General features: G+C 48.3%; 10 protein-coding genes. 6 read left to right on the forward strand and 4 right to left on the reverse strand.

Going from position 1 to position 15,167, the window contains the following annotated elements; translation table 11 throughout:
- Positions 1 to 13 precede the first annotated feature (13 nt).
- From BS614_RS06210 to BS614_RS06225, 4 genes are all read left to right on the forward strand, one after another.
- On the forward strand, positions 14 to 4,207 hold the full coding sequence (locus BS614_RS06210; protein ID WP_074093288.1) for an RCC1 domain-containing protein: 4,194 nt from the start codon (positions 14 to 16) through the stop codon (positions 4,205 to 4,207).
- 133 nt (positions 4,208 to 4,340) lie between these two features.
- On the forward strand, positions 4,341 to 4,769 hold the full coding sequence (locus BS614_RS06215; RefSeq protein ID WP_074093289.1) for a GNAT family N-acetyltransferase: 429 nt from the start codon (positions 4,341 to 4,343) through the stop codon (positions 4,767 to 4,769).
- Positions 4,770 to 5,087: 318 nt separating this feature from the next.
- Entirely contained in the window at positions 5,088 to 5,720 is a 633-nt protein-coding gene (locus tag BS614_RS06220) for an NAD(P)-dependent oxidoreductase (RefSeq protein WP_074093290.1), read from the forward strand.
- A 202-nt stretch (positions 5,721 to 5,922) separates the two neighbouring features.
- A complete protein-coding gene (locus BS614_RS06225) occupies positions 5,923 to 7,602 on the forward strand; it encodes a bifunctional ADP-dependent NAD(P)H-hydrate dehydratase/NAD(P)H-hydrate epimerase (protein WP_074093291.1) in 1,680 nt (559 codons plus the stop codon).
- A gap of 918 nt (positions 7,603 to 8,520) precedes the next feature.
- Here the strand turns inward: BS614_RS06225 and BS614_RS06230 are convergent.
- The 4 genes from BS614_RS06230 to BS614_RS06245 all read right to left on the reverse strand — a co-directional run bounded on the left by BS614_RS06230 (position 8,521) and on the right by BS614_RS06245 (position 14,209).
- Positions 8,521 to 10,173, reverse strand: a complete 1,653-nt coding sequence (locus tag BS614_RS06230; RefSeq protein ID WP_074093292.1) for a methyl-accepting chemotaxis protein — start codon at positions 10,171 to 10,173, stop codon at positions 8,521 to 8,523.
- A gap of 26 nt (positions 10,174 to 10,199) precedes the next feature.
- The gene (locus tag BS614_RS06235) at positions 10,200 to 11,207 is read right to left on the reverse strand and encodes a BMP family lipoprotein (RefSeq protein WP_084174425.1); all 1,008 of its coding nucleotides are present in this window, start codon (positions 11,205 to 11,207) and stop codon (positions 10,200 to 10,202) included.
- 368 nt (positions 11,208 to 11,575) lie between these two features.
- Positions 11,576 to 13,186 carry a gamma-glutamyltransferase family protein gene (locus BS614_RS06240; RefSeq protein WP_074093293.1) on the reverse strand — a complete coding sequence of 537 codons (1,611 nt, stop codon included), beginning with the start codon at positions 13,184 to 13,186 and terminating at the stop codon, positions 11,576 to 11,578.
- 123 nt (positions 13,187 to 13,309) lie between these two features.
- Positions 13,310 to 14,209, reverse strand: coding sequence for a glucose 1-dehydrogenase (locus BS614_RS06245; protein WP_074093294.1), 900 nt, complete (start codon positions 14,207 to 14,209; stop codon positions 13,310 to 13,312).
- Between the two features lie 155 nt (positions 14,210 to 14,364).
- Here BS614_RS06245 and fosB point away from each other — a divergent pair, with 155 nt between their 5' ends.
- Positions 14,365 to 14,784: a metallothiol transferase FosB gene (gene fosB, locus BS614_RS06250; protein ID WP_036672156.1), complete on the forward strand. Its 420-nt coding sequence runs from the start codon at positions 14,365 to 14,367 to the stop codon at positions 14,782 to 14,784.
- Positions 14,785 to 14,917: 133 nt separating this feature from the next.
- Complete coding sequence (locus tag BS614_RS06255) at positions 14,918 to 15,121, forward strand: hypothetical protein (protein WP_074093295.1); 204 nt, start codon at positions 14,918 to 14,920, stop codon at positions 15,119 to 15,121.
- Positions 15,122 to 15,167: the final 46 nt, after the last annotated feature.

The following is a 15,167-nucleotide window of genomic DNA, read 5'->3' on the forward strand; positions in this document are numbered from 1 at the left end:
TTGGAGGATGAACATGAGAGGCTTGAGACGTAATATTGCTGCTATAACAGCATTGGTCATGGTTATATCCTTGCTCTCTCCCCTTTTTGGGGGAGTAGGCATTTCATATGCAGCGGATATACCGGGGGCCCCCATTACTACATATAACATTAAAGGGAATCAAAGTAGTAATGGCGTTTATTATGGTGCTGTTGAATTGGAATTGATTGCTCAGGATACAGGTTCGGGCGTATCTGTAACAAGATTTAGTTTAAATGATGGTGCTTCCTGGTCCACCTATATACAACCAATTGAGTTTTCTGATAAGAAAGTATATAACATCATTTATCAATCGGTTAGTAACAATAACCGAGCCGAGACGCCAAAAGAATTGAAATTTACAATTAAGAAAGATACAAACCCTCCTGAAACTACGATTCAAGTTGCGGGGACCCAAGGACAGAACTCATACTACCTGAGCCCTGTTACAATAAGTCTTCAAGGTACAGATACTCAATCATCAGTTGATTATACTGAATACAGCCTGGATGGTGGGCTGACTTGGACCAGATATACAACTCCAATTACGGCCAATGAGGAGCAGAGTGCTATATATTATCGTTCACGCGATCTTGACGGTAATTTAGAGAAAACTAAAAAAAGTAAAATCAGTATTGATACAACTGCGCCGACCCCTCCTAATTTTAGTTATGAACCTGAAAAGTGGAGTAATTCTACATATGTGGTCAACATCTATAATGGTTCAGATGAACAAAGTGGAGTTATGAAATCTCAATACAGATTGGATCAGGGGGCGACTTGGACTGACTATACAGTTCCGTTTAATGTGAGCGGTGAAAAGTTTAGAACGGTCTATGTTCGTACTCTTGATAATGCCGGGAATATTAGTGAAGTAGAGGAATTTACTTTGCAATTTGATAAAACACCTCCATCTGTGCCTAAAATTTATTTGCAGTATGAAGAATGGAAAAATCACGAAATCTACGCGGAAATTGATGAAGGTACAGACGAAGATAGTAAGGTAAAGGGGTACGAATACAGAGTAGGTTCCAGTTTGGAATGGCAAGAATACATCAGTTCATTCCCTGTACAGCAAGAGGGGATCACCAAAGTATATGCTCGAACCTTAGATAGAGCAGGTAATGTAAGTGCAACAGTGGAAGCAGAAGTGAAGATTGATCTTACTCCGCCTTCTCCACCTGAGAATTTGTTTAAAGTTAGCCAATTAGGTTCAACTGCTGTAATACGTTGGTCTCCTGCTAAGGATGAATTGTCTGGTATATATGGATATGAAGTTTACAATGGCGATACACTTCTGGGTGAGACTACAGATACCAAGTTCACGATTACCAATCTCACACTTAATGAAATGCAGTCTATCTCAATCGTAGCGATAGATAAAGCTGAGAATTATTCGGAAAATAGCAAGCCTCTTATTTTCTTTACTAACAATTTGGCTGTCTCGGCCTATAGGGACCATACCTTTGCATGGAATCAGCAAGGTCAAGTCTGGGGCTGGGGGCTCAACAGTAATTATCAGTTGGGTGAAGCTACAACAGCCAACCGTACAAGCGCTACCAGAATAACGAATCTTGACGGTTTTTCAATGATCTCTACGGGTTTAAAACAGAATATTGGACTCCGCCCAGATGGAACTGTATGGACATGGGGCGCTAATGACTATACTAATCAACGTCTTCCGCTTACGAAAGTTCCAGGATTGGAAAAAGTAGTTTCCATCTCAGCAGGACTTCAACATTACATGGCACTTAAGGAAGACGGAACTGTATGGACTTGGGGAGATAACGGCTTAGGTCAACTCGGAGTCGGTGGCAAGTTACCTTATAATAGTCTTGAACCAGTTCAGGTTGTAGGTTTAACTGATGTCGTTGCGATCAATGGAAGTTATTATAACAGTATGGCTTTGAAAGAGGATGGTACTGTCTGGATCTGGGGGGATGGGAGTCGGGCAATTGGATATAAGACTTCAACCAGTACTATTCACTATTCTCCAATTCAGATAGCGGGCTTATCTAATATCGTTCAAATTGATATGACATACCTACATGGACTTGCTCTCAGTAATGATGGAACTGTCTGGAGCTGGGGAATGAATGACTCTGGTCAATTAGGCCTGGGAGATTTTATTGATCACCCAACTCCAACTCAAATACCGAATTTGAATAACGTAATCAAACTCGCTGCAGGTTACTCGCATAGTATGGCCTTAACGAATAATGGGGAAGTTTGGACATGGGGTAATAATTACTATGGAGAAGTTGGAGACGGAACAACTATTCAGAAGCGTCCATCTCCTGTAAAAGCAGCCCACTTAAAAGGTGCAACAGATATTGAGGCCGGTGAAATGTATGGCTTCGCTCTCAAGAAGAATGGTTCTTTATGGGCGTGGGGATTTAATATGTATGGGCAATTAGGGAATGGGGCAACAACGGCACAACCTACACGTGTACTAGTAAATGGAATCAATTATCCCGTGGATAAGGATGCTCCGACTGCACCAGGACAACTTAGAATTACCGGAAAGACCTCTTCTACAGCAGTGATGTACTGGGATGAATCAGAAGATAACCACGCAGTAAAAGAATATCTGGTATATTCAGGTTCAACTTTGTTTAGTACATTGCCAGTAGATGGTAAGTCTCTAGAATCTATTATTAATTACACTGCCACCGGCTTAGCCCCTGGTCAGACATATACCTTTACCGTTAAGGCTAAAGATTATCAAGGCAATATTTCTACTTCGAGTAATAGTGTAACTGTTACTACCGAGCAGTCTTTTACTAGACAGATGTCGGGAGGACAAAGTCACTCACTCGCACTTAAAAGTGATGGATCTGTATGGGCATGGGGATATAATCAAATGGGGCAGTTAGGTGTTAAGGGCGCATTTCTTGCCAAAACACCGATTCAAATTCCCACCCTGAATTCTATTACCTCAATTACATCTGGACCAGACTACAATTTAGCACTTAAAAGTGATGGTACAGTTTGGGCATGGGGAAGTAATATGAATGGTCAATTAGCGAATACAAATTCAAGGCAGCAGGATACTCCTATGAAAATAGAAGGCCTAGATTCTGTCATAGCTATCGATGCCGGAACAAGTCATGCTTTGGCGCTGAAAAAAGATGGTACAGTTTGGGCATGGGGGAGTAACTACTATGGTGATCTGGGACTAGGACATAATAATAGTCAATATGCTCCGACTAAAATTCCAACTTTATCAGGCGTTAAATCAATTAGCGCAGGTGCTTTCTTCAGTTTTGCGATTAAATCGGATGGTACAGTCTGGGCATGGGGAGCTAATGGTTTCGGCCAACTCGGAGATGGGACAAAAGTTCAAAAGAATGTTCCAATCAGAATTGCAGGATTAACAGGAGTAGAAAGTATCTCCTTAGGTTTCTACCATGGACTTGCATTAAAGCAGGACGGCACTGTCTGGGCATGGGGGTACAATTATAATGGTCAGTTAGGTGATGGTACCAACACTGAGCGGCTAACTCCAGTTAGAATAAACAGTTTATCTGGTATTAGCCAAATCTCAACAGGTAACTTTAATAGTTTGGCCAGAACTTCAACTGCAGTGTATAGCTGGGGATCAAATAATGCCGGAGAGTTAGGTACAGGAGGATACTATGCTACAAATTCACCAGATAAGGTTGCTTCTATAACTTCTGTACAGAGCATTGCTGCTGGAACAAGTCATGGTATGGCTCTGTCCAATAATAACCTGTTGGCATGGGGGGCAAACAGCGATGGGCAATTGGGCAATGGTTTAACTACTAATTCATATGTTCCAGTTAATGTTACGGGAATGTCTACCGCTAAGGCAGCAGTTGCCTCAAAGGCAGCGGCGGCACCAAAAGCTCAATCAATGAATAAAACTCCTGAAGAACAGGAAATGCTTACTAAACTAGTCTCACCTGATTTTATAGCTCCTACAGCTCCTTCTAACGTGAGTGTAACCCGCAATGGTGGAAAACTTGTATTGGATTGGGAACCATCGACAGATGATGTAGGTGTGAAGGAATATTGGATATACTTGAACGACGAGTTGATATTGAAGACACAATCGTATACTAAAGTTGAAATGCAAGAATTAGCTAATGGACTAGTTAATATCACAATTAAAGGCGTCGACGAGGCAGGTAATATTTCAGTAGCCAGCGCCCCTGTAACACCATAATATTTTATTCTTAAAGTCTCCTGAGTCGTCAAATCTCAGGAGACTTTTTGATATACTAAAGAGATTAGATAGCTAAGAGCTAATTAGTGATTTTGAATATTATTCTATGTATTCTTTGAAAGGGGCACAATTCATGGATCATGTGAGTATTGAACACACACCACCCGCAGCAGTGGAGTATCTTGCCTTACGGCAGGTTTCAGGTCTTAGCCCGATGAGCAGGGCAGGGGCGGAGATTGGATTACCGAATAGCCTGTTTGCGGTATGTCTGCGTGAAAAGGATATGCTGATAGGCATGGGGCGAGTGATTGGAGATGGTGGTTGTTTCTTTCAGGTTGTCGATATTGCTGTACACCCGGATGTTCAGGGAATGGGGTATGGAAAACTGATCATGAGCGAGATTATGAATTATCTGCGTAAAGCAGTACCTGCCCGTGGTTTGGTCAGTCTGCTGGCGGATGTTCCGGCTGATCAACTTTATGCTCAATTTGGATTTGAATACACCAGCCCAAAATCGGAGGGTATGTGGTGGAGGCAGGGAGAAGAAGGACCGACTACCTAGCGGAACGGAAACTGAAATTTTGAGATAAGAATAGACTTATGTCGTATGAAATTATCTTAGTATAGCCGCATTTAGCGGCTTTTTTCATGATTAGTGTTGAGTGCTAGCGGAGAGAGGGGATACTTAAGAGTGTCGTTGCTTCTTCCGCTAGTTGAAGTAAAGTTTATTTTTCAATATATAAGCTGTAAGAGATAGGTTTACAAGTGTTCATATCCGGTTTAAGATGGCGTGAGCCGTTTAAGGTATATAACAATAGGATTAAGTATTAAAATAACGGTAAGTTGATGAGAAGATATCTACAGAAAAGAGGGAATTCATATGAAAGTAGCCATTTTTGGAGCAACCGGAGCGATTGGCAAGACGATACTGTGGGAGCTGATGGATCGTGGGCATGAAGTGACAGCGGTGGTGCGTGACCCTTCGAAGGTTGAGATGGTTCATGAGCGTTTGCGTGTAGAACAGGGAGATCTGCTTAACCCGGATCAGGTGGCTGATTTTGCAGCGGGTCAGGAAGCTGTTGTGAGTGCATATGGACCGAAGTTTGGTGGAGAAGAAGAGATGCTGGAAGTGACACGTTCGTTAATCGAGGGTGTGCGCCGGGCAAAAGCAGGACGTCTGGTTGTAGTTGGTGGAGCGGGAAGTTTGCTAACCGATTCCGGAGAGATGCTGATGGATACGCCGGGATTCCCGGAAGAAGTTAAGCCACTTGCGAAAGCCCATGCAGAAGCATATGACCTGATTGAAGCATCGGGTATTCACTGGACCTACATGAGCCCTGCTGCGACAATCACAACAGGACGTCGAACAGGCCAGTTCCGGGTTGGCATGAACCGTGTGATTACGGATGATATCGGGGAAAGCTCGATTTCCGTTGGCGATTTTGCAGCGGCTTTGGTGGATGAACTGGACGATCCGCAATTTATCCAAGCACGGTTTACGGTAGGTTATTAAGCGTAGACAGGCTTTGGAATGGATGATTTAATCTGAAGGTCTCGTACACGGATCGATAGAGTTTTCGATGATGTATCGAGTGGATTGTGGTAACTGGATGAGGTAAGAGGAAAGATAGCGATACACATATAAGATGCAGCGTTTAGGTGCAAAGTTGCTACTTTTAAGTATGAGATGAGCTTGTCACGGGGAGGGATGAACGTTGTTTATCGTAACCGCTGAACAGATGAGAGCTGTGGACGAGTATACCATTCATAAGCTGGGTATTCCTGCTGCCAGTCTAATGGAGAATGCAGGCCGAGCCATTGCTGAGGAAGTGATCAAGCTGTGCCGGGAAGGGCAGGCAGAAGGCCGGCTTGCGGATTCAGGGCAGCTTGGCTATAGCAGCAAGACCGATGCTAGGCGGGCACACACCGGGCCCGGCGATCGGCAAGGTTATGGTGGGGACATCATCGCCGATCCGGCGCTGGTGATGGAGCACCCGGGAGATCAGCAGTGGTACCTGCTGATTGGCAAGGGCAACAATGGCGGCGATGGGCTGGTGGCCGCGCGCCATTTGGTTGAAGCAGGGCTTGGCGTGACATTGGTCTACGCCGATGCCCCTGATGCACTGCGGGGCGAAGCCGCAGTGCATCGGGATGCCGCCGCGCAGCTTGGCATCCCTGCTCTTGTCCACGAGCGCGAAGCCGTGGACTTCAGCCGGTGCACAGGCATCGTGGATGCGCTGCTGGGCACCGGCTCGCGGGGGGCGCCGCGGGGAGATTACGCGGCGTTGATTGAGGCGGCGAACGACAGCGGCAAGCCGGTCGTGTCCGCGGATGTGCCGAGCGGGCTGAACGCCGACACCGGAGAGGTGTACAAGCCCTGCATTCAAGCTCGGGTGACCGTATGTCTCGCGCTGCTTAAGCGCGGGCTGGTGCAGTACCCGGGCGCTTCTGCCGCGGGGCGCATTGTGGTGCGCGCCATCGGCATTCCCGCGCGGCTTGCGCCAGAGCATGGCCCCTCGGTCCGTCTGCTGACGGACGAGGTGCTGCGCGGTGCGCTGCGCGTGGATACAGGCCGTCTCCGGGCACCGGACGGCCACAAGGGCACCTACGGCCACGTACTGTTGGCCGCAGGAAGTCTGCCGATGAGCGGCGCTGGCCTGCTCTCGGCCAAGGCCGCGCTGCGCGCAGGCTGCGGGCTCGCCACATGGGCGCTGCCCGCGGCACTGCTGCCGCATGTCATCGGCACCGTGCCCGAGCTCATGCTTGCTGCCGCCGCCGATGGCGACAGCGGCGAATGGAACGCGGCTTCCGCCGACGCCGTGCTGCGTCTCGCGGAGAGCCGCGACGTGCTCGCGACCGGCCCAGGCCTTGGCCGCTTCCAGGGCGACACAGACTGGCTGCGCCGTCTGTGGCAACAATCGGATCGTCCGCTCGTCATCGACGCGGACGCTCTCAACATGCTGGCAGACGCTGGCCCACATGGGCCTCGCGACTGGGGCCAGCGAAGTGCGGCGACAATCCTGACGCCGCACCCTGGCGAGATGGGCCGACTGCTGGGCATGTCGACCCCAGAGGTGCAGCGTGACCGCATTGGGCACGCTGCAAAATACGCTCGCGAGCAGGGCGTGACCCTTGTGCTCAAAGGAGCACGAACGGTCATCGCAACGCCATCCGGCGAGGCGTACATCAACACCACCGGGCACGCCGGCATGGCGACTGGCGGTGCCGGAGACGTATTGACCGGCATCATCGCCGGTCTGCTTGCCCAAGGGCTCAGCGCGGAGCAAGCCGCCACGTTCGGCGTATATCTCCACGGACAGGCCGCTGAACGCGCAGCACTGCTGCGCGGTGACCCATCGTCCCTGCTGGCCGGAGACATCATCGACGCACTGTGAGGATGGGGCAGGTGTGGCACAAGCTCGCGGTTTTGGGTTACTACCTATGCCGATTCATTTTCAAACTGCAAGTAAACCAACGAACCAGCGCACCAGCGCATCAAAAGCAGATGAGTGATCGTTGTCCATTGCTCAATACTCAATACCAATGACCATTGCTCGTTGCCCTAACGAACCTTATACACCCTATACCACGGTTTACATCGAGGAGCAAAAGCTAACGAATCTCATCCACGTTATTTCTGTGTATTTCAGATAAAACACCTGAAAAACCGGACTAAATTAGGGAATAGAATGCCTGAGATTCGTTAGAATTTATAATCTGCAATTAATGGCCCAATAAGGTTTGCTCAGTTCGTTAAACGTTTGGATCTGAAATGTTGATGCCTTGTTATCTATATAAGTTGATCTAAAGAATATTTACACTGGACACTCCGGTGACAGAACAACCTTCCGATCGCTGTTATCCCCAGTTTTTTTTATAAATTAGGAAATCCGGGATAGCGTATGCTTCCGAAGCAGCTTTCTTTCAAAAAGCTCTTAGACGAAGCGTATGCTTCCGAGGCGGCTTTCTTTCAAAAAGATTTTAGGCGAAGCATATACTCCCGATGCAGCTTCTTTCATACAACTTTTAGCTCCGCTTTTTCAGGTTCTTTCTGTCCTCTCCGTTTCGTGTAAATGTTTAGTTCAATTTATATACTTTCATATCTTTGAAACGAATTAATGGTTAGATGAAACAACGATTAGTTACTGAAAAGGGGAGCCCTGTCATGATTCATGACGGAGGCTCCCCTTTGTTTGTTTGTATGTTCACGCTACCTGATCCTGGCTTGGCTATAACCTGCCCATAACCTGCCTATAATCTGCATCTAAACTACTTCCGATCTACGTTCAGCCCAAAATTCTCCGACATCCTGCTTACAGCCGGAATCGCAGCAGTTCCTGATGCATCTCTGAACTGATATCACGCAATGACTTCACCTTGATACTTGCATCAGCGAAGGAACGTTGTTGTTCCGACGTGGAGGCGGTAATCTCTTCACTACTGGCAGCCGACTGCTCGGTGATGGCACTGATATTTTCGATGGCCTGTTGCACCTGTGTACTGAGTTGATTGGAGTGTTGCATGTCCTCAGCAAGCTGATGGATGCCCGTACTAATGCGCTCCACACTTTCACGAATAGCAGAGAAGGATTCGCGAGTCTGGCCAGTGGCTTGTTCCTGTTCGCCGAATAATTGCATGCTCTGTGCTACAGAGTTCTTCACCTTGTCCATGGAGGTTGTGATCTCGCCCACAGCCGCATAGATATGTTTGACCGATTGCGCAGATTGTTCGGCGAGTTTGTTCACCTCGCCCGCAACAACAGCGAAGCCACGTCCGGCTTCTCCAGCGCGAGCAGCCTCTATGGAGGCATTTAACGAGAGCATGGTCGTTTGTTTGGCAATCTCCGATACATACGCCGTCATCGTAGTGATTCGAACCGCGCTTTCTTCCAGTTCCCGCACCGTTTGTTCCACCTCGGCCATCGCCATACGATTCACTTCGGCCAACCGGAGTTGCTCTGCTACAGCCTTATTACCTTCCTCAACGGTAGTTAATACTTCACGACCATCAATCACCGATTGGGAAGTGGACTCCAGATTGCTATTGAAGGTAGACTGCATTTTGTCCACAACCATCACCGTTTCACTCAGATCCTCGGCAATCTTTTGACTGCCAATCGAGAGTTCCTCCGTGGTGCGGGATACTTGCTGCACAATCGCTTGGGCTGTATCATTGCCACGGTCAATATCTTGCGCCATCAAATCGACACGATGACCCGCTTCACCAATCGATTGAATAATGCCGCGAATATTATGAGTCATGATACCGAAGGAGCGACTCAGGTCATCAAGTTCATCTTTGCCCCGAGATTCCGGTAATTGTCCGGTCAGGTCACCGTCTGCAATTTGTCCCGCGGCATCTTTGAGTGTTCGAATACGCTTGGCGATCTGACGTGAAGTATACATGTTAAACAGCATTACGGCGACGAGCAATACGATGGCTCCTACCAGAGCGGTTTGCCACGTTTGCTGAATGTCACGTTCCAAATCGACGGTATATTGATCATAACGATCTCGAGTCATCTCATCTAACGAATAGATATCATTCTGTATGCCCCGAACCCGAGTGCTGTAACGTTTCGCTTCCGCACTGTTCATCGCACTCATCGCTTCGGTGGCTCCCTGGTTGAGAGCTTGTAATTTTGTCTCGATGGATTGAATAAGTTGTAACTGCTGATCTGTTTCGAGCAATCCGTCCGTAAGGTCCTGAATCATCGTTTGACCTTCATCTAGCAAGCGGAGCACGGCGTCTTGGTTACCTGCTGTCATGGAAAATGAATAGACATCCAGCGCTTGCTGGGTCTGGATCTGATTGGCGTTCAGTTCACTCACCTTGAGCATGGCGGGTACCAGATTTTGATTTTTGGCATTCATGTTGAGCAATTGCATGATGATATAAGCGACTAGCACAAGGCATAGAAGTAGTGAAATTAGAGCATTAAGTATCAGTTTTCCCTGTAGTTTCATGTGCGTACCTCCTCGTATCCGATGGGTTATTGATCAAGCGTAATTTTGATTTGACCGGAAGAGATCTTTGCCTTCAGATCTTCGAAGGTTTGCTGTTGTTCTTCACTGAGCGTGATATTATGTAGAGCAGTCAGACCCACGGCGTTCTCCGCCAGCCCCTCCACGATTTCCTTTTGAGGGAAGGTATGATTGTTTTGAACAAACGTGTTAACGGCATTATAGATAGAGACATCCACATTTTTCAGCATGGACGTAAGAATGGATTTTTCCGCCAAAAAGAATTGATCGGTATCTACACCGATGGCGTATTTCCCTAATTTCTGAATCTCCGTCAGTGCGCCAACGCCTGTGAGACCAGCAGCAACGTAGATCACGTCAGCGCCCTTTTCCTGAATCATCTGTGCAGCCAATTGTTCACCGAGATCGGCATCACCGAAGTCCCCTGCGTAGACGACATCAACGGTTGCATTCGGCTTGACAGCCAGAACACCTTGCTTAAAACCCTGCTCGAAATTACGAAGGACCGGTATCTCTATTCCACCAAGGAAGCCAACATGATCTTCCGTTGAAGCCATAGCGGCAATAACACCTGCCAGATAACTTCCTTCTTCCGCCCGGAATGAAATGGAGGCGATGTTAGGCAGTTTGGACTGACTGTCAATCATGAGGAACTGCTGGTCAGGATATTTGGCTGCAACTTTCTCCATATCCGCTTGGACAGCATCACTCAGGCCGATAACCAGATCGAATTTGGCTTGCGCAAATTCTTCAAATGCAGCTTCGGCATTGTCGCCCGGTTCACGATAGTCAAAGACAATGCTTTTCTCATTTCTGGCCTGAACCAGTCCATCAAAAGCAGCATCATTAAAAGAACGGTCACCCAGACCCACTTCCGTAAGCACGATCCCAACCTTTGTTCTTTTGTCTGTTGCCGTTGTTGTATTGTTGGCTGAACATGCCCCCAGGATCAGTACCGTCAGGATCATCATTATGATGAGACCTAGACCTGCGCGTCTATTCTTGTTTGTTTTCATGTGTTGGTACCCTCATTTCTGTAGTCGCATTTTTCTGTTTTGCATGGTTCCGTAGCTCCAGGGAATGACGTGTACATGATGACACGTATGGTGAGGATTTCCCTTTATCTATATCGGTCAGAAAGGCACTGTGATTTATGGTATGTAGTGAAAATTTACGAAAAAATAAATATTTTTCATGAATTACACATTATTTTCACATTTCTCTAGTTAAAAGGGTACATAAATATCTACAGTATGTTGTTTACTGATGTTAGAAGTCGAAAAAAAGGCACAACAGAGATGACATGAATCATCTCTGTTGTGCCATAGAATAGCACCCTATACGGATGATAAGGTGATCATCCTATTATAAAATTACGCGAGTTTTACCAAGCCGCAATCGAGCCATCCGCTCGGGTTTCCGTACCCCCGCATAATACGCCATTGTCCGGGTTGCGCCAGATGATCTGACCGCGTCCAAACTGGGATGGATCGAGTGCCACTTGAATATCATGTCCCTTGCGGGCGAGTGCCTGAGCGATATGCTGCGGGAAACCCGGTTCAACAAGAATTGTTTTGCCCTTCGTCCATTGCCAGCGCGGAGAATCCAAGGCGGCCTGTGGGTTCAGATGATAATCGATCGTATTCATGACCACCTGCACATGACCTTGCGGCTGCATGAAACCGCCCATGACACCGAATGGCCCGACCGCTTCGCTCCCGCGGGTGAGGAACCCCGGAATGATCGTGTGATACGTCCGTTTACCCGGCTCCAGGGCGTTTGCATGATTCGGGTCCAGTGAGAAATTGTGTCCACGATTCTGCAAAGCAATGCCAGTCCCCGGAACAACCAATCCAGAGCCGAAGCCCATATAGTTACTCTGGATAAACGAAACCATGTTGCCTTCACCATCAGCCGTAGCCAGATAGACTGTTCCACTTGCACGTGGATCACCTGCCTCAGGTGCTCGTGCGGTATCACCAATGAGTTTGCGCCGTTCTTCCGCGTATGCCTCCGACAGCAGTTCCTCCACCGTCACACCCATTTTGCGTTCTTCAGTAATATATTTCTCCCCATCGGCAAATGCCAGCTTCATGGCTTCAAGTTGCTGATGATATGCCAGAACAGATTCTTTCTCGTCAAAATCATATCCCTTTAGGAGATTAAGTGCTGCGAGAGCAATCAATCCTTGTCCATTCGGCGGAATCTCCCATACATCGTAACCACGATAGGAGACGGAGATGGGATCAACCCATTCCGGCTGGAAAGCCGCCAGATCTTCGCGAGTCAGATAACCACCGTGCTCTGCCATAAAGGAATGAATGCGGTCTGCCAGTTCTCCTTCGTAAAAGTCTCGCGCTTCGCTCTCGCCAATCTGGCGCAAAGTCGCCGCATGATCCGGCGAGCGCCACATCTCTCCAGCTGCGGGAACACGCTCGCCTGGAGCAAATGTCTCAAACCACGCACGCCCTGCTTCCGCATCACCCTGGCGTGCATAGATCTCGGCTGCCCTTGCCCAGTGGCGGGCCAGCCCAGGCGCAAGCGGGTAACCTTCCTCCGCGTAGCGGATGGCCGGTTCCAGCGCTTCCGCCAGCGTGAGCCGCCCAAAACGGCGGCTCAGCTCAGCCCAGCCCGCCGGTGCGCCAGGCACCGTCACCGGAACAACCCCAAGCTTCGGCATCTCCGTATGGCCTGCCGCTTGAAGCGCCTCAATGGATATGCCCTGAGGCGCAGGGCCGCTGGCATTCAGGCCATGCAGTTTGCCCTCGGTCCAGACGAGGGCAAAAGCATCGCCGCCAATGCCATTGGACGTTGGCTCCAGCACCGTGAGTGCTGCCGCAGTTGCAATGGCGGCATCGATGGCGTTGCCGCCTTTTTTCAATACATCGAGACCGGCTTGTGCAGCCAGTGGCTGTGACGTGGCGACCATGCCTTGTTTCGCATACACAGGCATGCGGTAAGAGGGGTACGGTTGGTAGAGTGGATCGAAGTTCATCAGGTTGTTCAGCTCCTTGTCGCTTGATGTCAGGTTCCGGTATAACCGGTCATACTCCTAACCCTCTTCGCAACTGGACAACCGATATCCTGCCACACCTGCAAAATCCAACTTGACATCAGTCTATGTCGTTACCATATCGCCGCCATTTACATGAATGCATTCACCTGTGACGTAGGATGAATCGGGGGAAGCGAGATAAACGTAGGCTGCCGCCAGTTCGTAAGGCTGACCAGCCCGACCCATGGGTGTATCTGTTCCAAATACCTGTACATCCTCCGCGGAGAAACTGGCAGGAATGAGCGGTGTCCAGATGGGTCCCGGGGCAACGGAATTCACACGGATTCCCTGTGCAGCGAGTGATTGGGCGAGTACACGAGTCAGCGATACGACGGCTCCTTTGGTAGAAGAGTAGTCGATTAGTTGGGTATTGCCTTTATATGCCGTAATGGAAGCCGTATTGATGATGGAGGCACCTCTGCACAGATGGGGGAGAGCGGCCTGAATCAGAAAGAAATAGGCGAACACATTGGTCTGAAAGGTGTGATACAGCTGTTCTTCCGTAATATCAACGATGCTTGGCTGCACATACTGTACGCCATGATTGTTGACCAGAATATCGATCTTCCCGTAGGTTTCCATCGTTGTGCGAATGACGGCTTCACAGTTTTTCTTTAAGCGGAGATCTATCTCGATCAAGAGACAGCGCTGTCCCAGTTCTTCGATCCGTTCACGAGTCCTTTCGGCATCTGTCCGCTCATATAGATAAGCAATGACGATATCCGCACCTTCCTTGGCAAAAGCGATGGCGGCCGCTCGGCCGATTCCACTGTCACCACCCGTAATAATGGCAACTTTACCTTGGAGTTTGCAGCTGCCGATATAGGCAGGATCTTCACTGATCGGTTCAGGCACCATCAGGGTTTCCAGACCGGGTTGCTGGTCCTGATGCTGGGGTGGAAATGCCAGCTTTTGCTCCTTGCATACCGTTTTCTCGCCATAAAAAGGATAGACAGGATTCATTCGCTTTACATCCTCCTCGAACGTTCATTGATACGGATAACCTATGCATTCGCCCAGAAGAAGGTGCGGGAGGAAGCAGCAGAGCGGTTGTTTTTTGCACGGAATATACCATAATAAGGATAGATTCTTAAATCGATGGAGGTGTCAGGAGTCACATGAATATTCAGGGAATTAATCATTTGTGTTTTTCCGTATCCAATCTGGAGCGGGCCATTACCTTTTATGAGCAGGCTCTCGGTGCCCGAATTCAGGTGAAAGGACGCAAACTGGCTTATTTTGAGCTTGCCGGTCTGTGGATTGCCCTGAATCAGGAGGATGTTATTCGCAACTATACGGAACGAACCTATACCCATATTGCATTTACCGTTACAGAAGAGGAGTTCGACGCGTCTGTGCAGCAGCTGCGAGCAGCCGGGGCGGACATTCTTCCTGGAAGGCCCAGAGATCCACGGGATGCATTATCTGTTTATTTTACTGATCCAGATGGTCATCTGTTTGAACTGCATACAGGTACGATGAAGCAAAGGCTGGATTATTATCGCGAAGACAAAGATCATATGACCTTTTATACGTGAGTTTCATGTGCAAGTAGAGGTAAATGGTAATTAACGTATTTAAAGTCATTGCAATTATCCGTAAAATACGTCTTAGGTTGCCAAGAATCGATGGTGGAATATGCTACCCAAATAAACATGAGGAGAGATGAGCATGGAGAGTAAAGGAAGCAAATTCGTTACAACGGCAAGTGAACTCTGCATGGTTACTATCATGCTTCTACCTTTTATTGCAGGACAGCTTCATGTTTCGGAGGCATATGCAGGATCGGCTAAGTTTAGTGGTCAGCAGGGACAAAAGCATGCCGTATCTACGGAAACGCTGCTGGAGCTGAATGATCCTGTACCTGTTCGATGAGCGGTTTAAGATGATCCTATGCTTTGTCACCATGTATTCCCGGAAT

The sequence above is a fragment of the Paenibacillus xylanexedens genome, from assembly GCF_001908275.1.
Classification (GTDB): Bacteria; Bacillota; Bacilli; order Paenibacillales; family Paenibacillaceae; genus Paenibacillus; species Paenibacillus xylanexedens_A.